This window comes from Paenibacillus sp. FSL F4-0125, assembly GCF_038008565.1.
In the GTDB taxonomy this organism is placed as follows: domain Bacteria; phylum Bacillota; class Bacilli; order Paenibacillales; family Paenibacillaceae; genus Paenibacillus_AQ.
On sequence record NZ_JBBOZJ010000001.1, the window covers coordinates 4,802,084 to 4,821,822 of the forward strand.

At 42.0% G+C, this 19,739-nt stretch carries 22 protein-coding genes and 2 pseudogenes; 9 read left to right on the forward strand and 15 right to left on the reverse strand.

The window, feature by feature from the left end:
• Positions 1–103: 103 nt before the first annotated feature.
• A complete protein-coding gene (locus tag NST74_RS21430) occupies positions 104–904 on the reverse strand; it encodes a DeoR/GlpR family DNA-binding transcription regulator (RefSeq protein ID WP_156114843.1) in 801 nt (266 codons plus the stop codon).
• A gap of 293 nt (positions 905–1,197) precedes the next feature.
• Here NST74_RS21430 and NST74_RS21435 point away from each other — a divergent pair, with 293 nt between their 5' ends.
• Positions 1,198–1,473 carry a hypothetical protein gene (locus NST74_RS21435; protein WP_341114325.1) on the forward strand — a complete coding sequence of 92 codons (276 nt, stop codon included), beginning with the start codon at positions 1,198–1,200 and terminating at the stop codon, positions 1,471–1,473.
• Positions 1,474–1,673: 200 nt separating this feature from the next.
• Complete coding sequence (locus NST74_RS21440) at positions 1,674–2,783, forward strand: AI-2E family transporter (RefSeq protein WP_341114327.1); 1,110 nt, start codon at positions 1,674–1,676, stop codon at positions 2,781–2,783.
• Positions 2,784–2,890: 107 nt separating this feature from the next.
• Here the strand turns inward: NST74_RS21440 and NST74_RS21445 are convergent, their stop codons facing one another.
• The 3 genes from NST74_RS21445 to rnhA are packed head-to-tail and all read right to left on the reverse strand — an operon-like array spanning position 2,891 to position 4,700.
• Positions 2,891–3,295: a hypothetical protein gene (locus tag NST74_RS21445; RefSeq protein WP_042129953.1), complete on the reverse strand. Its 405-nt coding sequence runs from the start codon at positions 3,293–3,295 to the stop codon at positions 2,891–2,893.
• Between the two features lie 30 nt (positions 3,296–3,325).
• The gene (locus tag NST74_RS21450; RefSeq protein WP_341114329.1) at positions 3,326–3,994 is read right to left on the reverse strand and encodes a uracil-DNA glycosylase; all 669 of its coding nucleotides are present in this window, start codon (positions 3,992–3,994) and stop codon (positions 3,326–3,328) included.
• A gap of 43 nt (positions 3,995–4,037) precedes the next feature.
• On the reverse strand, positions 4,038–4,700 hold the full coding sequence (gene rnhA, locus NST74_RS21455) for a ribonuclease H (RefSeq protein WP_042129956.1): 663 nt from the start codon (positions 4,698–4,700) through the stop codon (positions 4,038–4,040).
• Between the two features lie 268 nt (positions 4,701–4,968).
• Between rnhA and NST74_RS21460 the strand changes: the two genes are divergently transcribed.
• The gene (locus NST74_RS21460; RefSeq protein ID WP_339266394.1) at positions 4,969–5,541 is read left to right on the forward strand and encodes a hypothetical protein; all 573 of its coding nucleotides are present in this window, start codon (positions 4,969–4,971) and stop codon (positions 5,539–5,541) included.
• A gap of 57 nt (positions 5,542–5,598) precedes the next feature.
• Here the strand turns inward: NST74_RS21460 and NST74_RS21465 are convergent, their stop codons facing one another.
• The 4 genes from NST74_RS21465 to NST74_RS21480 form a co-directional block, all read right to left on the reverse strand.
• Positions 5,599–6,171 (reverse strand): type 1 glutamine amidotransferase family protein, encoded by a 573-nt coding sequence (locus NST74_RS21465; RefSeq protein WP_341114330.1) that lies wholly within the window; start codon positions 6,169–6,171, stop codon positions 5,599–5,601.
• The gene (locus NST74_RS21470) at positions 6,168–7,283 is read right to left on the reverse strand and encodes a hypothetical protein (RefSeq protein WP_341114332.1); all 1,116 of its coding nucleotides are present in this window, start codon (positions 7,281–7,283) and stop codon (positions 6,168–6,170) included. Before NST74_RS21470 ends, NST74_RS21465 begins: the two co-directional genes overlap by 4 nt.
• Positions 7,284–7,382: 99 nt before the next feature.
• Positions 7,383–8,030 (reverse strand): hypothetical protein, encoded by a 648-nt coding sequence (locus NST74_RS21475; RefSeq protein WP_341114334.1) that lies wholly within the window; start codon positions 8,028–8,030, stop codon positions 7,383–7,385.
• Between the two features lie 16 nt (positions 8,031–8,046).
• The gene (locus NST74_RS21480) at positions 8,047–8,577 is read right to left on the reverse strand and encodes a hypothetical protein (protein ID WP_042129965.1); all 531 of its coding nucleotides are present in this window, start codon (positions 8,575–8,577) and stop codon (positions 8,047–8,049) included.
• Positions 8,578–8,842: 265 nt separating this feature from the next.
• On the opposite strand from NST74_RS21480, the gene NST74_RS21485 reads away from it, so the two are divergent.
• Positions 8,843–9,055: a hypothetical protein gene (locus NST74_RS21485; RefSeq protein ID WP_042129966.1), complete on the forward strand. Its 213-nt coding sequence runs from the start codon at positions 8,843–8,845 to the stop codon at positions 9,053–9,055.
• 94 nt (positions 9,056–9,149) lie between these two features.
• Here NST74_RS21485 and NST74_RS21490 read toward each other — a convergent pair whose 3' ends face one another.
• The 3 genes and pseudogenes from NST74_RS21490 to NST74_RS21500 form a co-directional block, all read right to left on the reverse strand.
• Positions 9,150–10,163, reverse strand: a complete 1,014-nt coding sequence (locus tag NST74_RS21490) for a Gfo/Idh/MocA family protein (protein ID WP_341114338.1) — start codon at positions 10,161–10,163, stop codon at positions 9,150–9,152.
• Positions 10,164–10,205: 42 nt separating this feature from the next.
• Positions 10,206–10,319, reverse strand: a pseudogene (locus tag NST74_RS21495) (hypothetical protein); the annotation flags it as partial.
• A gap of 85 nt (positions 10,320–10,404) precedes the next feature.
• Complete coding sequence (locus NST74_RS21500) at positions 10,405–11,259, reverse strand: sugar phosphate isomerase/epimerase family protein (RefSeq protein WP_042129970.1); 855 nt, start codon at positions 11,257–11,259, stop codon at positions 10,405–10,407.
• Positions 11,260–11,442: 183 nt separating this feature from the next.
• Between NST74_RS21500 and NST74_RS21505 the strand changes: the two genes are divergently transcribed.
• Positions 11,443–12,348 (forward strand): AraC family transcriptional regulator, encoded by a 906-nt coding sequence (locus NST74_RS21505; protein WP_341114340.1) that lies wholly within the window; start codon positions 11,443–11,445, stop codon positions 12,346–12,348.
• A gap of 195 nt (positions 12,349–12,543) precedes the next feature.
• Here the strand turns inward: NST74_RS21505 and NST74_RS21510 are convergent.
• From NST74_RS21510 to NST74_RS21525, 4 genes and pseudogenes are all read right to left on the reverse strand, one after another.
• Positions 12,544–12,719 (reverse strand): annotated as a pseudogene (locus tag NST74_RS21510) (DUF255 domain-containing protein).
• A 182-nt stretch (positions 12,720–12,901) separates the two neighbouring features.
• Complete coding sequence (locus tag NST74_RS21515; RefSeq protein WP_341114341.1) at positions 12,902–13,720, reverse strand: CPBP family intramembrane glutamic endopeptidase; 819 nt, start codon at positions 13,718–13,720, stop codon at positions 12,902–12,904.
• Positions 13,721–14,101: 381 nt separating this feature from the next.
• A complete protein-coding gene (locus tag NST74_RS21520) occupies positions 14,102–14,647 on the reverse strand; it encodes a DinB family protein (RefSeq protein WP_341114342.1) in 546 nt (181 codons plus the stop codon).
• A 63-nt stretch (positions 14,648–14,710) separates the two neighbouring features.
• Positions 14,711–15,658 (reverse strand): helix-turn-helix transcriptional regulator, encoded by a 948-nt coding sequence (locus NST74_RS21525; protein ID WP_341114344.1) that lies wholly within the window; start codon positions 15,656–15,658, stop codon positions 14,711–14,713.
• Between the two features lie 353 nt (positions 15,659–16,011).
• Between NST74_RS21525 and NST74_RS21530 the strand changes: the two genes are divergently transcribed.
• The 4 genes from NST74_RS21530 to NST74_RS21545 all read left to right on the forward strand — a co-directional run bounded on the left by NST74_RS21530 (position 16,012) and on the right by NST74_RS21545 (position 19,147).
• Complete coding sequence (locus NST74_RS21530; RefSeq protein WP_341114346.1) at positions 16,012–17,202, forward strand: coenzyme F420-0:L-glutamate ligase; 1,191 nt, start codon at positions 16,012–16,014, stop codon at positions 17,200–17,202.
• Between the two features lie 194 nt (positions 17,203–17,396).
• A complete protein-coding gene (locus tag NST74_RS21535; RefSeq protein WP_341115945.1) occupies positions 17,397–17,519 on the forward strand; it encodes a hypothetical protein in 123 nt (40 codons plus the stop codon).
• 89 nt (positions 17,520–17,608) lie between these two features.
• On the forward strand, positions 17,609–18,127 hold the full coding sequence (locus NST74_RS21540; protein WP_341114349.1) for a LysR family transcriptional regulator substrate-binding protein: 519 nt from the start codon (positions 17,609–17,611) through the stop codon (positions 18,125–18,127).
• A 78-nt stretch (positions 18,128–18,205) separates the two neighbouring features.
• Complete coding sequence (locus NST74_RS21545) at positions 18,206–19,147, forward strand: NAD(P)H-binding protein (protein ID WP_341114350.1); 942 nt, start codon at positions 18,206–18,208, stop codon at positions 19,145–19,147.
• Positions 19,148–19,739: the final 592 nt, after the last annotated feature.

Consider the following 19,739-nt stretch of genomic DNA (forward strand, 5'->3'; position numbering starts at 1 on the left):
CTTGAACATGCGGCAAATGTAATTTCTCCAAACGATCTTACGATGATTCCTTACCACTCAAATTAAGACAGTTTCTATCCATAAAAAAATCATCTGTCTAGGGTCATACCAGAGAGACGTCAACGCCCATTTGTGTGAGCTCACGGATGAACTTGTCAGATGCACCAGAATCAATAATGCAGTGGTCCATTTCCATCACATCGGCAACCTTGCAGAAGGATACCTGACCCAGTTTGCTATGATCAGCGAGAAGAATCACTTGCTTCGCAACCGAGATCATTTTGCGCTTAGTCGCAGCCTCAAGCATATTTGGAGTCGTAATGCCTTCTCGTAGGTCCAATCCGTTAGTTGCAAGAAAGGTTTTATCTACTCGCACCATTTCTAAAGAACGTTCTGTCATCGGTCCTACAAAAGCCAGTGTATCGGGCCGCAGCATACCACCTGTAATCGAAACTTCTATATTCCGGCAATCCCTCAACTCATTGAGCGCCATGATTGAATTCGTAATCACCTTGATATTAGAAAAAGTCTTTAATTCTTTGGCAATCTGCAGCGTTGTTGTTCCAGCATCCAGCAGAATAGCATCGCCTTCCTCAATCATCTCTACTGCCTTGCGTGCAATCCTCTGCTTCTCATCCAACAAGCGATCTTCCTTATCTGGATAGGATGCCTCAAAGTTGACACTCTGCAGGGAAACTGCCCCGCCATGTGTTCGTTTCAACAACTTAGCTTCTTCAAGCTCTTTCAGGTCACGGCGTACAGTGGACTCGGATACACCCAGCTCCTGACTTAGCTCTTGTACCGAAGCTCTTGAATTCTTTTCCACAAAAAGCACGATTCTTTGTTTTCTCTCTTCCTCAAACAACATCGTGGTTCGCTCCTTTAAGTTACAGCGCCATCCCATCTATGCATTGCGCTTATCTTTGGAAATTCATGGGAAATTCATGATCATTAATTGATTATTTATGACTGTTATTGATCGTTTGTGCTCGTTTATGATTTTAACAGCGTTTTCATCATCTGTAAAGCGCTTTAACATTAAAAATGACACTCTAACAGAATGTAATAAATGGATTGATCTCAGCTTCTCTCCAAGGTTGGACAGCCCCCTCAGAAAATTAGATACCAGTCGCCTATCTCCTTAACGGTCTTTAAATCATATTAATATTACATATAGGGAAAAGCGGGTGATCAGAAATGGCCAACGGAAGAAACAACAAAAAACCGGGCAGTAGCAGCAATGCTAAAAGCAATGGAAATAACAATGGGAATGTAAATCAGGAAGAAACTGCAGAATTAAGCGCTGAAGATTATGAAATCATCGCTGCCGCACTGGCCACTTTAGGGGAATTTTTCGCTTTTTTATCTCTCGTCAAGGCAAGACAGGTTACAAAGGAAAGCGGAGGAGAGGTTATAGTGCCAGAAATATTCACCCTATCCACGAGAAAATCCTCTAGACGGAAATCAAGATGATCTACGAAGCTCCTAAGTGATTGAAATGATGATGTTATGGTTATAAATTGTGAACCTCTTACTTGGCGTAGCCTTAGTCAAATGGTCATCCTCCACGGATATGCCAAGAACTACCTACCGGAGAGTAATCCACTCTTTTGAATCAAGACATGTGAATTAGGGTTATTAAACTACATAGATTATTATTTTGAAACTGGGGGATGTTTCTATTGCAACAACAGAAGTATTTTCGGACAAGTCTTGCTATTATCGCTTTTTTACTTATTTTGTACTTAGGCTCTAAAGTAATGTTTCTATTCGCACCACTGGCTGCCATTATCAGATTATTACTCGTTCCCATGGTACTATCAGGTTTCATGTACTACCTGTTACGGCCGTTAGTAAGGCTTCTTGAAAAAAGAAAATTAAACCGCACACTTTCCATCCTGCTCATTTATTTCCTATTTGCGGGATTGTTCGTTCTCTTCTGGGTTCTAGTCTGGCCGACGCTGCAAGAACAAATTCAGAACTTTATAGATAACACCCCTTATCTCGTTCAGGGATTACAAGATCAGTTCAATGCATTAAGAGACAATCCCTCATTGTCACGTTTTTTCCAAGGAGACTCTGACATAGCTGCCCGTATATCAGAATATCTAAGCGATGCTATTACTTGGGTGACCAATTCGATGTCCAATTTGATCGGCGTAGTTTCCAGTATTGTAATTCTAATCGCTACCTTGCCCATCATTCTGTACTACATGCTGAAAGATGACTATAAGCTATCCCCTAAATTACAGAGTCTAATCCCGAAAAAATACCGTAAGGAAGGCAAAGAGATGTTCGGGGATATCGACAGCGCACTGAGCAGCTTCATTGTCACACGTGTGGTGTTAAACGTCGTACTCGGTATTATGTTATATATCGGTTTCCTTATCATCGGTCTGCCTTACTCACTGCTGCTCGCAGTAATTTCTGTACCGCTCAATTTCATTCCTTATGTGGGTTCTTTCCTTGCGGGAATACCGGTAGTTATTGTTGGATTCATTGAGTCACCTACGATGGCAATATGGTCTTTGGTCGTCATATTCATTGCTCAGCAAATCCAAGATAACGTACTCTCACCGATCATTTACGGAAAATCATTAGATGTTCATCCATTAACTACTGTCCTTCTTGTTCTTATAGGTGGTGATTTCTACGGTATTATTGGCGTGCTAATTGCACTACCCGTCTATATGATTGCCAAAATTATTTTCCTGCGAGTGTATGAGATAATTGTTGCAGATCGAGAGGAAGAGGCTGAGCCTCTGAAGAATGAACAGCTATAACGTTTGCTAAGAAGTTATACGAACTGTCTGAAGTTACATAAATAAAAAGGTACGCCTCCAATTGGAGACGCACCTTTTTATTTTTCTTAATAGAGGAACTAAAATAATTACCCCCGTAAAGAACGAACTACAAAGATGTGATTGCCCTTCATAAGGTTCTGTCCATCCTGTAGTGTAACTGAACCCTTTGTATGCGAAACGATGGTCGTGTTCAGAGCAATCAGCCGATCCTCTTTCCACACGCTCACTGCCGATTTAAAATATACTGCGTTATCAAATTGCTGCCGTTCCCTCATCACATAACCCACAGAATGCAAGACTGGAGGCAGCGCTCTTTCTCTAGGAGCCAAAGCCTTGATGACCACAATATCCTGGAATGGCACGGCAATTTCCTGATGACCGATAACCGCTACAGAAGCAGAAAGATCCCATTTGCGCAAAATCCCCTTCATGATTGTGTAAGGTTCTTCACCGCAGTACATGATAACCGGTTTACCTACCCAATGCTTCATAGCCCCCTCCTCCTTCCCAACATCCACTAGCTATAAGTCCGAAATGAACCAATCGATCCCTTTCATACCCTTCGACTCCAAAAACTGATTGACCTTCGAAAAAGGACGACTACCAAAGAATCCACGATAGGAAGAGAGCGGACTCGGGTGTGGAGACTGAATAACCTCATGTCGACTTTGGTCTATAAAGGCGCCTTTTTTTTGTGAGTGACTTCCCCATAAAATAAAAACTATCGGTGTAGTTCTTTCATTTAACTTCTTCATTATAGCGTCTGTGAATGTCTCCCAGCCTAAACCTTTATGAGAATTCGGTTCTCCCTCTCGTACCGTTAGTACTGAGTTGAGCATAAGTACTCCCTGTTCTGCCCATCCCAGTAAGGACCCATGGTTAGGAATCGGTACTCCGACATCCTCCGTTAGCTCCGTATAAATATTACGCAGTGAAGGCGGTACACGCACGCCCGGATTTACAGAGAAGCTTAAGCCGTGAGCTTGTCCCGCCCCATGGTAGGGATCCTGACCCAGAATAACAACCCGTGTCTCACTATATGGCGTAAGCCTTAACGCCGTGAATAGCAATTCTTTTGGCGGATAGACCGTATGATCCTTATATTCACTTTCCAGATTATCCATAAGCTCCAGAAAATAAGTTTTTTGCATTTCTTCCCGTAATATCTCATCCCAATCGTTGCCGAACATCCCGTTTCTCCTCCTCAATCCGAAACTCAGAACCTTACTGCACCTATTTCCGACCGTAATCTGCCTTGATTTCGCCCCACTCTTTGGTCTGCCATTTCAGCACTTTATTGTCATACGTATTGGTTTGTAACCAACGTTCTGCCCGGTCAATAAGCACCCAAATCTCCTCTGTTGAAGCATCGCGCGGCAAGGTTGTCGCAACCTTTTTCTGCTTTACCCATTTCATTGCATTCACAGAGTCACTGTAGACCGTCTTCTTACTTCCCTCTTTCTTCAGCAGCGCCAAGGCATGCACAATTGCTAAAAATTCACCTAGATTATTAGTTCCTTTTTTTATCGGCCCACAAGAGAAAATAATATCTCCGGTTTGTGTATCCACGCCTTTGTATTCAACTGGACCCGGATTGCCTCGAGTTCCTACATCTACTGATATGCTGTCGTAATCAATTTCTGCTGAGGTCTCAACTGATGCGCTTCGTTTAAAAGAACTTGTCCCCTTAGACTTAGCTGCGCCAGATGCAGATGCCCCTGTTCCCCAATTGCCTTTCCAACCTGCTGTGTAAGCCGCATCTGCCGCCGCTTTAGATTCATAAGATTTATATTTGGCTCCGGTATAGTGATCGGTCTGCGCCTGACATTCTGCCCAAGTGCTGTAGACTCCCGGTTGCTTGCCTTCCCATACTACATAATACTTCTGTTTAGCCATTGGTATAGCTCCTTTTTCACCTTAACTTATTGTAATCCAAAATGCTTCTTCATCGAAAGTAGATTGTTATTTTCCGCAAATTTCTCCGTATAAATTACACTTTTCAGTTCATACTATACGCCAGAGATGTCCAGGCCTATATTACCATTTGTAGAATGATCGGTAAATATTACTGTGTCCACAAGCAAAGCACCACATTAATATTAACTAATCAGTCTATAGTAAGCTCGAAGGATATCAGTACAATTACTCAGGGAGGTTATAACAGATGAGAAAGATAGCAAGCGTAGCCGCAGTATTTGCAATTGTGCTATTGGTCGGATGCGGAAACTCAACCAATAACAATGCCAACGTCACCCCCACCGCCACCACTACACCTGGCAACACCAATAACGCTGGCAACACTAATAACACCACTGATGCTGTAACCTCTGCGTCAGTAGTGGATAATGAAGAGGCCTTTAAAAAGGCTATCAGTGCGGACGGTACTTGGATTGCCGCTACACTGAAAGATTTAACCTTCACCGAGGATCTCGTGCTGGACGGACAATTCACGAATAAAGATGAACCTGCCCGCAAAATTGCTCTCTATACACAAGATGCAGAGCACAATATCACCAACTCCTTTAAACTAACTGCACCAAAACTTACGATCAAAAGTAAAAACGCTCGTATTCAAGGCGGCACATTTATTGGTGATGTATACGTAGAAGCAGATGGCTTCAGTTTAGTAAATGCAACGGTTGAAGGGAATGTTTACTTCGCAGATGCTAAGTATCAATCCACCTTCGATACCTCGGATCAAGGAAAAGTAACGGGCGTTACTGAAGTGAAAAAATAAGCAAAAAGGTGCTCTCAAGTCGATAAGACCTGAGAACACCTTTTTTTCATGCCTTCATTATTCCTGATAAAATCCATTTTTGAAAAAAGTATACCATCCATCGACTTTTTCTACCGGCATAACCTTTAACTTCTTCAAGATTTCCCTTGTAAATTCCAATGCAGCCGTGCCATTAGCAGTAATAATATCATCACTCGAAACGGTCTGTTTTTCTATAAAATTCGCATGTCCTTTATAATTTGGAGCGTACTCTTTTAAGTAATCCAATGAATTTCCAGTGTGAGGAATGTGATCTAAATAACCATGTTCTGCTAAAAAAGTGGTTGCGTCACATATAGCAGCTAAAGGTGTCCTAGCTTGTATACATTGTTCTACAACTGGAATAATCGCAGAATTATCTTTCCAGCCTGTACCCCCAATTAAAATTAACATTTCAAACTGGGCGGGTAAACTATCAATAGTATAGTCAGGTACAACAGTAAATCCACCCATAGAGTGTACATTATCGCCATTTAAAGAAACTGTCCTAACTTTGTATTCACTTTCTGGCTTGTTTAGTTCGGCACTTATATAGCCAGCCTCCCAATCCGCATATCCATTAGAAATAAAAATCAATACTTCTTTTTTCATTTACTCACCCCCTCAAGATTCAACACCGTATTTGCTACTTCACGCCCGTTAACCAACAACACTATCTGATGTTCCCCGGGATAATGACGGCGAGTGGTTAAATCCGCCCAGCGATGCGTCCGTTTGCCAGACAGAATTGTACCCCCAGGTACTGTTTTATCTGATAGTAAGAAAGATTTACGAGAGGTTCGACCTGTAGCCTTCACGAAATAGATGCCATATTCTATTCGAACACGGGCAGGAGTTCCTTCACAAACTTGAAGCTCGTATTGTAATTCGGAGCTTTCTCCAATCCGCAGGATGGAAGGATCAATCGTGATAGAAGCCCTCGTTATGAGTGGTGTTGCTTCGTCTGCTTGCTCCGCATATCCAAATAAAGCCATGATCTCCGGATTTGCTTTACGGATTAAAGAACGACAACCATGCCGCACAATCCAGTCTGTGAGGGGATCTGTACCTATCCAGCGGCGTGCGGTCTCAAGTACCACTTCTGGGTGATCCTTCGCAATATCGTTCAAATTGTTGGCCACGCTCTTGCGCACATATAGGGAGGAGTCTGTCTTCAGTTGCTCAAGTACAGGCAGCACAGGGGCTGGATCAAGCTTAAACATCGGGAGCGCCTGTCCCCAGGGTAGTCGAGGGCGACAACCTTCACTTGCTAACCGGCGTACATGCTCATCAGGATGCTTCGACCATACTAGCATTTGCGCCATCATCCGCTCCGGTTCACGAATGAGAAACGGTCTAACCGCAAATTCTGCCGACGATTTCGATGTGAACCTTTCCAGCGCCTGCATGGACAACTCCCAATGTTCAGCTCCTTGCCCGAATACCTCTACAAAATCCGGAAAGATCAAGTATGGAAATCCTACACAATCCTCAGCAATGGCGAACAATATCGCCAGTGCTTCCTCATAGGGAAGCTGTAAATGACTTCCCAGTGTCTCCGTAATCCGTCGCATCCTTGCCTTCAGTTCGAGCGCATCCCAGGGTTCCGACATAGCCGAAATTACAAATGCATCCGTGTCGAAGACACTATATACACTGCGAATCTTTTCGCCGAAATTATGCAGAAATTGTTCATTGTACATCGTTTTTAAAGGTTCAGTCATTGAATATCCCTCATTTTCTTCTATAGATCTTCAGAGTTAATCTGTTATAAAATCGTAGCACACCCAATTTGACAACAGTATGTCAACTTCAGCCGCTCCTTAATCTAGCACATCAACCTGCTTTGTCTCGAGATTAAGAATGCGACTTCTCGTATCATTGCTCGAAATATAAATAGGTTCTCCAGTAGAATCGATCCAATAAGAGATGGGAATCGAAATTCCGCAATTTCGGTAAGATCCGTCAGCATGGCTTGTCCCAATGATCATTGTGTTATATTTAATGGCAATCCTAGTCGCTTCCTCGATCCATAATGTAAACTGCTCTTCGCTGAACATGCCCACCCCAATCGGATGCGCGATGAAATCTAACGACTCTGCTTGTCCTTCCAAACCTATGTATCCCTGCAGCAGCTCAACACACAGCAAATAACCAATACGGAGACTATCCGCTTCCGCAACTGAAGGGCGATACAGCTGTTCATCCATCGGTGATTTCGCTCGTTCCAAAATGATATCCCCCGAAGGATGAATCATCAGCGCTCTATCCTTATTATTGCTGTTCCTATATCCTGTAATGATCAGCTTCTTATATGTTTTGGCGAGTTCACATAAAGTCTTCACACTGACTTCATCTGCTACATAAGCTTCCGGATACAACACCGCGTCAAAAGAATCCTGCCTGCTCATTTCTTTGAGCAAATGCTCCAAATGGGGTTCGTGATTGGGTTGCGCTACGAGTAATCTCATATTTCCCCTCCAACGGTTAATTAATCAGTACCTTCACCTGTTCCATACTTTGCTCTGCACGACTGTTCAAAGCTCTTTTATCTTTAAGGCCAAGCTCCTTAAGATCATGTCCAGGGTCAATGACCAGCGGCTGAGAAATTACATTTTCGAGGATTTGCACGGCAGCCTTACAGGCCTCAAATAACAGTTCTTTTGAGATCACTTGTTTATGAGAGCCAATGATTTCAACCAGTTTCTCAGCGTAGATTAATCTAACCAAACTGTCCGCACTCATCATATTCCGCAAGGCAAAGGAAGATACCTTCTCCACAATCCAGCTGTCTTGATAGTTTCTCGATAAAGCGTCTAGTGCAGTAATCGCATCCCAATCCCGGATCGACAACTGCTCGGCGTACTCCAAGGCTAATTCATTCAGCCATTCTAATTCTTGTTCTCTAGGAATTTCAAAACTCTTATACTCTTTAAGCAAACCTGCCTTATGCATATTTAAAAAATGACCCAGAAATCGTGTGTATAACTCCTTGGCTCTTTGAATCTGTTCTGTCATTTGGCGATCATCCTTTCATTACACAAATCATATCCGTCCGCAGGATTCTTTTCAAACCAGAATGTAAAAAAAGAGCAGACAGCGAAACAACTTCGCTACCTGCCCACGGGTGATCTTCGGATAATATATATAATTACAACCAAATTTCGCATTTTTTTGACCAAAACCAAGTAATTCCTCCTCAAACTCATCAGCAAAACGTGGTAAAATAGTTCCTTAGGATTATATATTCATACATGTTGAAGATATCACCGGAGGGAATACCATGCCACATACACTTAATAAAAATATTGATTTTTTTATAGCTGCTTTATCCCAAACTTATATTTCTGCTCTGCAGCTTGACCCTGATGGAATGTATTCAGAGGTAGCCTCAGGAATTGTGGAACAGTTCTCCGATGAACAGGTACGTTTAAGAAGATATGACGGCTCCGTATCGCACTATGCTAGGGACAATACAAAATTCCAGCGCAAATAAGGATAGACGAAAATACAGGCCAAAAAGACGTGCCTGGAGGAATCATCTACAATGATCTATCCTCCAGGCACGCCTATCCATCCTCTATATCCTGTTAGTTAAGTACAATCCATTCCCCTTCGGCATTCGCTGACTGTACTTCCGCCTCTATGATCTCCACAGATTCTGCTGCACTCTCCGGCGTACATATAACGATAGGCTTCTCTTGAATAATCGCATCCAGGAAGTAAACCAACTCTCTGTAGTAACCCGCATCCGGGGAAAGCTCTACCGTAAAGCCTGCTCCATCATTGGGATTCACCTTGACTCCACTACCATCAAATACAATATTTCCTCGCTCGAAATTAACCCTGTACCCCATGTAAAAGCCAAAGTCGCCCTCCAGCGTCCAGTCAACCTGAGCATTGATTACTTTTGCATCCTTATAAAAATAGTGTGTAGAAACAATATCGTATCCACTTTCTGGGAGAACATTCCTTCCTAAAGTCGATACTTTATCCGGTCTGCCGAATAGATAATTAATCATATCCGTATCGTGAATATGCATATCCAGGATAGCTCCGCCGCTTAGCTTCTCATCCAGAAACCAATCTTTAGGAGCTCCTGAACCACGGTAGAAATACCCTTCCGTTACTTTACCAAATTGCTCAGTTTCGACAACTTCTTTCAAATATTCATACCCTGGCCAAAAACGAAGGCACTGTCCGATCATCAGCTTCTTTCCACTGCGCTCCGCGGTTTCTACCATTTTCTGCGCTTCTACTGAAGTTCTAGCCATCGGCTTCTCACAGAAGACATGATATCCACGTTCTAGCAGCGAACAAGCCATTTCAGCATGCAGGTAAGTAGGAACTGCAATATCGATCATATCCAGTTCCTCACCCGCAATCATTTTCTCCAGATCATCATAGAGATTGTAAGCTGTTAAATCATACACTTCTTGAGCGGTACTCATATTGCCGTCCGCTTTACCGTCTTTTAGTTCCTCAATTCGCAAATCACAAATGGCTTTAAGGGCGATGGGATGCCCCTCTTCCATTAAGCGAACATAATTATCAAAATGCATCCGTCCCATAAATCCAAAGCCAATCAAACCTATTCTTAACATAGTGAATCCTCCCCCGCTAAATAAAAAATAATCAATCAAGTGCTATCCAAGCACCTTCCAGTGTCCAATCTGCCTGTGCATTGACCGCGCCGCCTCTACCCTTTTCCAAGCCTCGGCAGAGTGTCTGGCCATCGGTTTCTCACAAAATACATGGTACCCTCGCTCTAATTATCAAAGCTCATTCGGACCATGAAACCAATCCTACCAGTCCGACTCTGAGTATTACTTTTCCTTCCCTACTCTAAGCTTTGAATGCGGTGCGTCCAAGGATGGCATCCATAGCTGCGGAAGTATTAAAAATAATTTGCTCTGTATAATGTGTGTACGACGGTATCATTTCACCTGTAACATAATTGTTGTATCCAATTTCATCAAGCGCTTTCATGACTGCCGGATAATCCACATCCCCAGCGAGCAAATCAACGAATCCATGAAGCCCGCCAGCCGTACGACGGTAATCTTTGAAGTGCACCTTTTTAATTCTGTGACCTAGAATCCGTATCCACTGCTCTGGATAACCGGAATGGACGATATTCCCAACATCAAGATAGGAACCTACATAACTGGAACCCACCGTATCAATAAAAGTACGTAATTCAAGCGGAGACAGCAAGAATTTATTCCATACATTCTCAAGTCCAATGGAAACGCCTGCTTGCTCAGCATCCTTGGCTAAATGACTAATCGCTTCCAGTGCTCTATCATAAGCTTTTTCATAATCAACAACCTCACAGCCCTCGATAAAATCCACACCAACAGCGCCAGGGATGACAAGAATCGTATCTACACCAAGCGCAGCCGCGAGCTCCAGTTGCTTTTTACATACGTCGATTGCCTTAGTCCGATTAGCTTCAGATTCACTTGTCATCGCATAAGACCAATACAGCCCAGTTGCCAGTCCCGCAATCTCTAGACCCGTTTCATTAATAGAATCACGAAGGATACGTGCTTCCTTCTCAGTGGTTTGCAAGCCAAGTTCACCTGTCTCATTTAATGACAGTTCGATACCCTCAAATCCAGCCGCTTTGGCCAGACGTACGCATTCTTTAATTTCTGTTCCCTCTCGAAACGACCAGATGTTGATTCCCTTTTTCATTTGGGCCCTCCTCATATTTGTTCTTTTCCGTTTTCGACGTTATAGACTTTTATAGACTTAGATGCACTTTGTATCCTTTATTTATTTATATTATAATAGATTATAAGTTCGATTTATTTAGGCGAAGAAGAGACTTTTTGCATTATTCCGGTCTAATCTATTAAACATTCAGGAGGCAGTGCCATGTCTGACAAAGATCCCTCTTATCCATTGAGAAAGCAGGTACCCTCTCGTGATTGGTCACCCGGGATTCACTATGCACAATTGCAGACCCTTCCCCCTTGTACCTTTCCAAGAAGAAGACTATATGACTTCGAGCTACTATATGTTCGCCAGGGCAAATTATTAACAAAGATGGATACGGAGGAATATATACTGCACGCTGGGCAGCTAATATTCCTCTCATCCGGGGTATATCATCAGAATGCTATTCTGTCAGATTCAGATACCAAGCTGATTGGAATCCATTTTGATTTCTTTGGGGAATCCATTATTACACATGAAGAAGATATGGTAGTGAAAGAGGATGAAGTAATGGACGATAAATTCGCCTTTGAAGCCGTAACCGCTCCTTTCATGCCATTGTCACAAGAACCGATCTACTCCCCACCTCCCGAATGTGTTCATGCCATGGAACAACTCGTTCATGAATTCACCATGCGGCCTGCCGGTTATGAGTGGGTCTGTCGAGGGCTGCTGCTTGGAATTCTGACTTCGCTGCTCCGATCGCAAAACTCCCGAGATGCAGCTAAATCTTCTGTTCACACCGAACGGATCAGAGCATTAATAGAGGAGATAGAAGAGCGGTTAGCAGAGCGCTGGACCAACATATCTATGGCTGCATCCATGAATATGCATGAAGACCATTTTGCCAAGCTCTTTCGTGAGGTCGCGGGTATGCCCCCCGGAGAATACCTCCGTTCGATCCGGCATAGGGAAGCTCGTAAACTGTTGCGAGAAACAGATTGGCCGATTGAAAGGGTAGGCGAGCAGGTCGGTTATCCCGATATTCATTATTTCAGTAGAGTATTCTCAGCGAATGAGGGGATTTCTCCACGGGCGTATCGTAAGTTGTCTCGGATTCTCTAAAGCATGATCTGGCTCAATCTCTTCAAGCGCAAAAAAACTTCTCAGGTAAAAATGGAAGTACACACAACCATTTAAACGCAGAAGTTTCTTTACCTGGATCTATAGTTTTTTAGTCGCACTTCCTACTAACCGGCGGAGTGAACGGACTGAGTATGGAGACCCATATCAAGAATGTCCTGCGATAGACTCGTGACATCAATGACATGTCGAATAGCCGATGGATAAGAAGATCGGCTTGTTCTCAGCCTGTGCCTTGGCAAAAGCCTCGTCTCCCCATGGATACCAGCCACGGGGTTGTGAGCGTGCTGCAGCAGATATGGGGACTTTTTATAGATTAGTCGATTAGGCTGTTGGCCTTCTTCAATCTCCATTTCTGTAACCTCCTTATGCGGAATGTGCCATTGTTAGTATTACCCAATGATATGCCAAAAAACACTAGCGAGGGGTTTGTGCTGTTTGAGAGTAATTATTATTCATTTAATAGAGCAGCCCTAAGAATAATGTTCGGACGACTTACTTAAGCGAGGAAATTCTATTTATTAATGAACAAGATTTAACGATTATAAAAATATAAAAGATATCCCATAAGGTAAATGATAAAATCGGAATAGCTGTGGCATACAATAGAGGCTAGAATACTTTTTGTTTTCAAATAAGTGACCGTATAATAAATCCCTAGAATAAAGGCAGTTATCAACTGAATCACATCGTATTTCAAATAAAAGGGAGACCAATTTATAAAGATGTGTCCTAGCATAAAATAAAAAGAAGACAAAAAGACCATCATGTTTATACCATTTGGACTCAGAGAGTTAAAACGTTTGAACCAAAACAACAGAAAAAATTGAATAACGAAAATCCGAAAGAATGGTTCTTCACTTAATCCAGGTAATGTACCAAATATCATAATATCTTTTACAGCATATATTACATTTCTACCTTCATATTGTTCAATTAAAGGTTGAAGACCAAGAGTTGAATAAATTAGTGCACAGCATATAACGACAACGAAAGGAAATATCAATATAAAATACTTGATGTACTTCATGCTAAGCTGCAGATTTAATGTACTGAAACCGACTTCCTTTAATCCCTTCCGTAAGAAATAATGAATGAGCAAGCAGGTAATCAAAAATTGAACAAGATACCAAGAAAATGCACTTATAAAATCTGTATTGTTAGCTAATCTCTCTGAATGGCTCATCATCCATGTCATTGGCCCGTTTATATCATAAGTAAGAAAGTTAAATACATACTGCAGAGAATAAATAATGACGATTAAAATACAATTAAGAATCAAAAATTTGAGTGCTTTAGATAAGGTCATATAGTTACCTCCAAAAACTCTCTTCCGAGCGCCTTTATTACTCATTGCTTCTCCTCAACAAATCTTCTAAATTATACCATAAATTGTATCCAGAAGTGCTTTAAGCTATTGGGGCCGCTACAAAATATAGGACATACGAATTAGTAGCTTTGTTATTGGAGATGAAAGCGGACAATTAAGTAAGAGGGGCAATAAATTAATCTAAGATAATGGAAGGTTGAGGAATTAAAACAAATATTAGGAACTAAGGTTGTGGATTCTACTCAAGATACAGGCCTTATAAATATTAAGAATCATTTTTGAACCCCAAAACTTAAATCTCGTTAATACATAAGCTATAGGGACCACAAAAAAAACTAGAATCGCAGTGGAAAGCACCACTAGAAAGACCTTTGCTGAGGATCAGCAAAGGCCTCTTTTTGGGTATTACATCACTTTCCCAAACAATTCTTTGTTTAATCGCTCCAGCTGCAGAAGATGATGACGATAGTGCATCTCAATAAGCAGGAACCATTCCTCCGCGCATAGTCCACCGAATCGCGGGTGAGATACGGTATTAAGCTTGAACGATTTTTCAAGAGACGGTTCGATCTCTCTCATTCTTTGGATGACTGTGTGCAACCCTTGAATTAATTGTTCTTCGCTCTCCGGCTGCTCCGGCGTATATTGGGCAGAAGGCGGGACCTGAATACGAATGGGCGGAAAGCTGCCTTGTGCAAATATAGCCGCACCATCCTCGGTTTTCCCTACATGAGATACTAAGGGATCTTGGCTTAGCACCAGACATTGATCAATATTACGAAGCTGCATATACAGTGCTGAGTTTATGAGATGTTGAACCATCTGTCCGATGGACCACTCGTTTTCACTTGGCTTTTGCTTCAGCTGCTCCAGATTGAATCGCTCTAATTCATGAATATAGTATGTCGCAGTTTCTTCAAAACGTTGTAAGGCTTCTTTTGTTGTAGTCATTATATATCAGCTCCTGTGTCATTGATTATCCAAGTATATAAAAACGCTACTGACAGCGTTATGTCAGTAGCGTTTTAACATTATTTCTATTTCGTTTCTAACTTGATGGCGAAAAGATTCCGGCTCTAGCACAACCATGCCGCCTCCCCAGCCCAGCACCCATTGCAGCAATTCCGCCGGCTCTCGAACTCGAAAAGTAACCAGTAAGCCTTCCGCATGCTCCTCGATAGTTTCCATATAGAAATTGTTCGATTCCCTTACCTTATCAGCTATGTCAGAATGGACTAAGATACGCACATGAACGTTGCGATCATCAGGAGGTTGGTAAACCTCCAATTGAAAATCCGCTGGCAGTATAAATTTATCTTCCAGATCAATAAGCTCCCTCATTCGTGATAACCGGAAATGACGGATGTCCTGACGCAATTCACACCAAGCGACGAGCACCCATGATCCTTGATGAAGCACAAGTCCGTAAGGAGCAACCGTACGAATACTTTGACGGTTCCCATCAGCTTCGGCGATTCTTTTAGAATAACGAAATCTTATTTTCCTTTCCTCCAATATCGCTCGACGAATGGCTTCTAAACATGCCTTTTCTTGTATTGGTGCAATTTCTGCTGCGGATGCAAATAAACGAAAACTTCTGCGGATCTGTGATGCTTCACTGCGGATGGCTTCTGGCAGGATAGCTTCTATCTTTGCTTTAGAACTTCTAGCCTTATTGCCGTAGTGGGCATCAAACCACTGCTCGATAAAGTCAGTCCCGATAAGTAATGTCACTGCTTCGTCCAGCGTGAAACTAACGGGTGGCAGGAAATACCCCTCGATTAAGGAGTAACCCTGCCCTGGCGCTCCTATTATGGATACGCCCGCTTCACTCAGTGCCTGAATATCCCGATAAATAGTTCTCACACTCGTTTCAAACGTAGCCGCCAAATCCTCCGCTCGCAACACTTTATTACGCTGCAGTTCAAGCACTATAGCTAACAAACGGTCCATTTTGTTCATACGACTCTCCCTCCCCAAAAATTGTTTTTCTATCTCAAACGGCAAAGTTTAATATCATCCAAAATCTCATCCACAGCTCGTCCATACCCACCCGATTCCCGATTTTGCCGTTAGATCGTAAGCAGGATCACAAAACACTTCGTAAGTGGATTAGAGCTCCACACCGCATTTTCTTCCACCTGAGATAAAAGCATGTACAAATTTTTGTTTAGTCTTTTTTATCTATAAACTGTTTTTATATTAGATATTATAAACATTAATTTTACTTATATCGCTCTAAAAGGGTATAGTAATATAGGCTTTACAACCATTTTAATTATATAGAGTATAGCCTTACAAGAGGAGAGATCATATTGGAAAGAGTAGTTGGAACAGTGGTACGTGGACTCCGCGGGCCCATCATTAATAATGGGGATAACATTGAAGAAATCGTAGTTCAAACCGTTTTGAATGCTGCAAAAGTCGAAGGTTTCTCGATCGAGGATCGTGACATTGTAACCGTAACCGAATCCATTGTGGCTCGGGCACAAGGTAACTATGCGACGATTGACCATATTGCTGCTGATATTAAAGGGAAATTCGGCGAGGAAACCGTGGGTGTTATTTTCCCAATCCTTAGCCGTAACCGATTCTCTAACTGCTTACGCGGTATTGCCAAAGGGGCAAAAAAAGTAGTCTTAATGCTAAGCTATCCAGCTGATGAAGTGGGCAACCATCTTGTAGACATCGACGAATTAGATGCTAAGGGTGTTAATCCATGGACGGATGTGTTAACAGAGGCTCAATTCCGTGAGTTTTTCGGCTATATTAAGCACCCATTCACAGGTGTTGATTATATCGAATATTATAAAGGTTTAATTGAAGCTGAAGGTGTGGCTTGCGAAGTCATCTTCTCCAATAATCCAAAAACCATTCTAAACTACACAAAACATGTATTAACTTGTGATATTCACACACGGTTCAGAACAAAACGTATTCTCATGAGCAATGGTGCTGAAAAAGTGTTTGGTCTCGATGATATTCTTACACAATCCATCGATGGCAGCGGCTTTAACGAAGCTTATGGTCTGCTGGGATCCAATAAAGCAACAGAAGAAAGCGTGAAGCTATTTCCAAATAACTGCCAACCTATCGTGGATGGTATCCAAGCAAAAATCAAAGAAATGACAGGTAAAACTGTAGAAGTTATGGTTTATGGCGATGGTGCATTCAAAGATCCAGTCGGTAAAATATGGGAACTGGCAGATCCTGTTGTATCCCCTGCTTACACTGCAGGGCTTGATGGAACACCAAATGAAGTGAAATTGAAATATTTGGCCGATAACAACTTCTCTCATCTTCGTGGTGAAGAGCTGAAACAAGCCATTTCTAAATACATCCAGAATAAAAATGATGACCTGGTTGGTGCAATGGAAGCTCAAGGGACTACGCCTCGTAGATTAACAGACCTCATTGGATCACTGTCTGATTTGACTTCTGGCAGTGGAGATAAAGGAACACCAATGATTTATATTCAAGGTTATTTCGATAACTATACAAAATAAGATAAGCTCAACAAGGGGGGTCTCTAAACGAGGCTCTCTTTTTTACTTTCTGGGCTATAATAAAGCAAACGGCGCTAAGCGGAAGATCCTATGAACATAAGAAGGTTTAAATATTTTATTGATCTCGTTGAATGCAGAAATTTTACCGAAACAGCTAAAAGAACTATGTATCGCAGACCACCATTAGTCAACAAATCGCCGCGCTTCAAGAGGAATTCAACATTCAATTGATTGACAGAAAGCAGATCCCTATCGAGCCAACCAAAGCCGGATGGCTTTTTTTATGGCGAAGCTCTCATCCACTGGAAGCAATATAACCATATGAAGATGAGCATGGAAAACTTTCAAAAGTATAATACACAATCCCTGAGTATCGAATATGCGGCGATGACGGATATCCAAAGCTTTGCTAAAAGATATTGCAGAATACTTGCTAAAAGGGATTTACGACGTAGCTATTGCCTTTGACTCCGAGTTTCAGGGAAAAGAGGATATTGTAACCTATCCCTTATATAAGGGACGTTATTGTGCGGCTGTGAGTCATCCCCATCCTCTTTTTCATCATGAATCGATCGCCAAAGAGGAGTTATATGAACATCCGCTAGTCATGCTGATTGCAACAGCTATTGGAAACGCTTATCATCTAATGATCAAGCATGCCATTGAAGACGGCTATCAGCCGAACATCCTTCGAACCGCAGACGATGTGGAGTCAGAATTATTTTATATCATCACGGAGAATTTGATTGGCTTTTTTCCGGATAACTATCAGCTCGCCTATCTTCAGGATAAAGTCCGGGTAATCCCACTAGATGATTCACACCATACCTTTGCAATCGAAGCAGGATATCTTAAAAACAATACAAACCCTGCCCTGCCCTCCTTCCTTCAGCAGATCCAAATTGGTTTTAGCAATCGACCATAAGTTTTATGTGTTAGAATATGTTCATTTTTTCACATGCCATAAGGATATAATTCATATCCACAAGGAGTGACGATGATCATGGGTAAATTATTGTTGACGGGTGACGATGGAAATCTAGGGAAACAAGCTGCAGAATATTTGTTGAAACTGGTAGATAAAGACCAAATCATTTTTTGCGCCTACGATCCAGACTGTTTGAAAGAATATGCGGAACAAGGGATTGAAACAAATGTGACCAACTTTAATAACAAGGAAGGCCTTGCTGAAGCTTTTGCTCATGCTGATAAACTTGCTCTGATCTCCATGCCTTTTGTTGGGGAGAAACGCCAAAATGCACACAGAAATGTGGTTGATGCAGCCAAAGAAGCCGGAGTCAAACAGATCATTTATACTTCTCTAGTGAACGCGGCTGATGAAACCAATCCAAGCGTTGAGAAAATTGATCATATTTATACCGAATGTTATGTTCGAAGCGTAGGGCTCGATTATATCTTCCTTCGGAATTCCCAATACGCGGAAGCGATGATTACCAATTACTTCACGTATGTGAAGGGTGACGGGGTATTAACGAACAATCAAGGTGACGGTAAAATGGCTTATATCTCGCGGAAGGATTGCGCAAAAGCCGTTGCGTATGCCCTTGCCTCCAATAATTATCAGGAAGCGATTCTAAATATCAACGGGCATGAATTGATGACAATTACCGACTTCATTAAGATTGGTAATGAAGTAACGGGTAATCATATCACCTTCAAAGAAAACACGGATGAAGAGAATTATGCCGTATTCGAAGCAATGGGCGTGCCTAGAACCACCGATGGGGCATTTAAAGAAGGATCGGAAGCGCCGTATTCTTCTGAAGGTATGGTTACTTTTGGACAGGCAATCCGTGAAGGAAAAATGGATATTTTTACAGACGACTTTAAAAATTGGACGGGGCAAGATCCACTGACCGTGAAATACATGCTTGAACATGCTAATGAATTTCAGGTTGGCGAAAGACATGCTAAAGACAATTAATAAGTGGCACCTTAACCCCTTAGACTAAATCACTCCCGTTTAATAAACGGAGGTGATTCCTTTTTTGCTGAGGATGGCACAAAAACAACCCGTTTTCCAAGGTCAGAAGGAGCATTCCAAGCTTTCTCTACTTACTGAACACTTACAATTTTCTGCCATTGCAATCACAATCGTGGGCAACTCAGCAAGTGCCGCGAGTTAATATTTCCAAATTAATTCTCTGTCTCTCTGCTCCGTAAAGCTCAATCATATGCTCTTCCTGGAGATAATTAGGGAATTCCTCCCTTATTATCAGAGGATTCTGGTCATCAGACTAATAATTAGGGAATTCCTCCCTTATTATCAGAGGATTCTGGTCATCAGACTAATAATTAGGGAATTCCTCCCTGAAATTCGACTGATTTGACGGTAAATCTTGATTCCACTCTGTTTTTTAGGGAGAAATTCCCTAATTTCATTCATTTAGAGTAATTATCGGCTTTTATTAGGGAGCTTTTCCCTAATTACTCTCAATTCACTGGTATAGTGTAAACTAGCCAAGAAAATTCATGTACTCACTCCATATCAAAAATACACCTTAAGCCGAGCGGAT

Coding starts and splice junctions, on each gene's coding strand:
- NST74_RS21435 (WP_341114325.1), top strand. CDS start 1,198: ATGGCCAACGGAAGAAACAACAAAAAACCGGGCAGTAGCAGCAATGCT.
- NST74_RS21485 (WP_042129966.1), top strand. CDS start 8,843: ATGCCACATACACTTAATAAAAATATTGATTTTTTTATAGCTGCTTTA.
- NST74_RS21515 (WP_341114341.1), bottom strand. CDS start 13,720: ATGAGTAATAAAGGCGCTCGGAAGAGAGTTTTTGGAGGTAACTATATG.
- NST74_RS21545 (WP_341114350.1), top strand. CDS start 18,206: ATGGGTAAATTATTGTTGACGGGTGACGATGGAAATCTAGGGAAACAA.
- NST74_RS21480 (WP_042129965.1), bottom strand. CDS start 8,577: ATGACAGAACAGATTCAAAGAGCCAAGGAGTTATACACACGATTTCTG.
- NST74_RS21520 (WP_341114342.1), bottom strand. CDS start 14,647: ATGACTACAACAAAAGAAGCCTTACAACGTTTTGAAGAAACTGCGACA.
- NST74_RS21465 (WP_341114330.1), bottom strand. CDS start 6,171: ATGAAAAAAGAAGTATTGATTTTTATTTCTAATGGATATGCGGATTGG.
- NST74_RS21525 (WP_341114344.1), bottom strand. CDS start 15,658: ATGAACAAAATGGACCGTTTGTTAGCTATAGTGCTTGAACTGCAGCGT.
- NST74_RS21475 (WP_341114334.1), bottom strand. CDS start 8,030: ATGAGATTACTCGTAGCGCAACCCAATCACGAACCCCATTTGGAGCAT.
- NST74_RS21500 (WP_042129970.1), bottom strand. CDS start 11,259: ATGAAAAAGGGAATCAACATCTGGTCGTTTCGAGAGGGAACAGAAATT.
- rnhA (WP_042129956.1), bottom strand. CDS start 4,700: ATGGCTAAACAGAAGTATTATGTAGTATGGGAAGGCAAGCAACCGGGA.
- NST74_RS21460 (WP_339266394.1), top strand. CDS start 4,969: ATGAGAAAGATAGCAAGCGTAGCCGCAGTATTTGCAATTGTGCTATTG.
- NST74_RS21470 (WP_341114332.1), bottom strand. CDS start 7,283: ATGACTGAACCTTTAAAAACGATGTACAATGAACAATTTCTGCATAAT.
- NST74_RS21505 (WP_341114340.1), top strand. CDS start 11,443: ATGTCTGACAAAGATCCCTCTTATCCATTGAGAAAGCAGGTACCCTCT.
- NST74_RS21445 (WP_042129953.1), bottom strand. CDS start 3,295: ATGAAGCATTGGGTAGGTAAACCGGTTATCATGTACTGCGGTGAAGAA.
- NST74_RS21450 (WP_341114329.1), bottom strand. CDS start 3,994: ATGTTCGGCAACGATTGGGATGAGATATTACGGGAAGAAATGCAAAAA.
- NST74_RS21430 (WP_156114843.1), bottom strand. CDS start 904: ATGGGATGGCGCTGTAACTTAAAGGAGCGAACCACGATGTTGTTTGAG.
- NST74_RS21440 (WP_341114327.1), top strand. CDS start 1,674: ATGTTTCTATTGCAACAACAGAAGTATTTTCGGACAAGTCTTGCTATT.
- NST74_RS21490 (WP_341114338.1), bottom strand. CDS start 10,163: ATGTTAAGAATAGGTTTGATTGGCTTTGGATTTATGGGACGGATGCAT.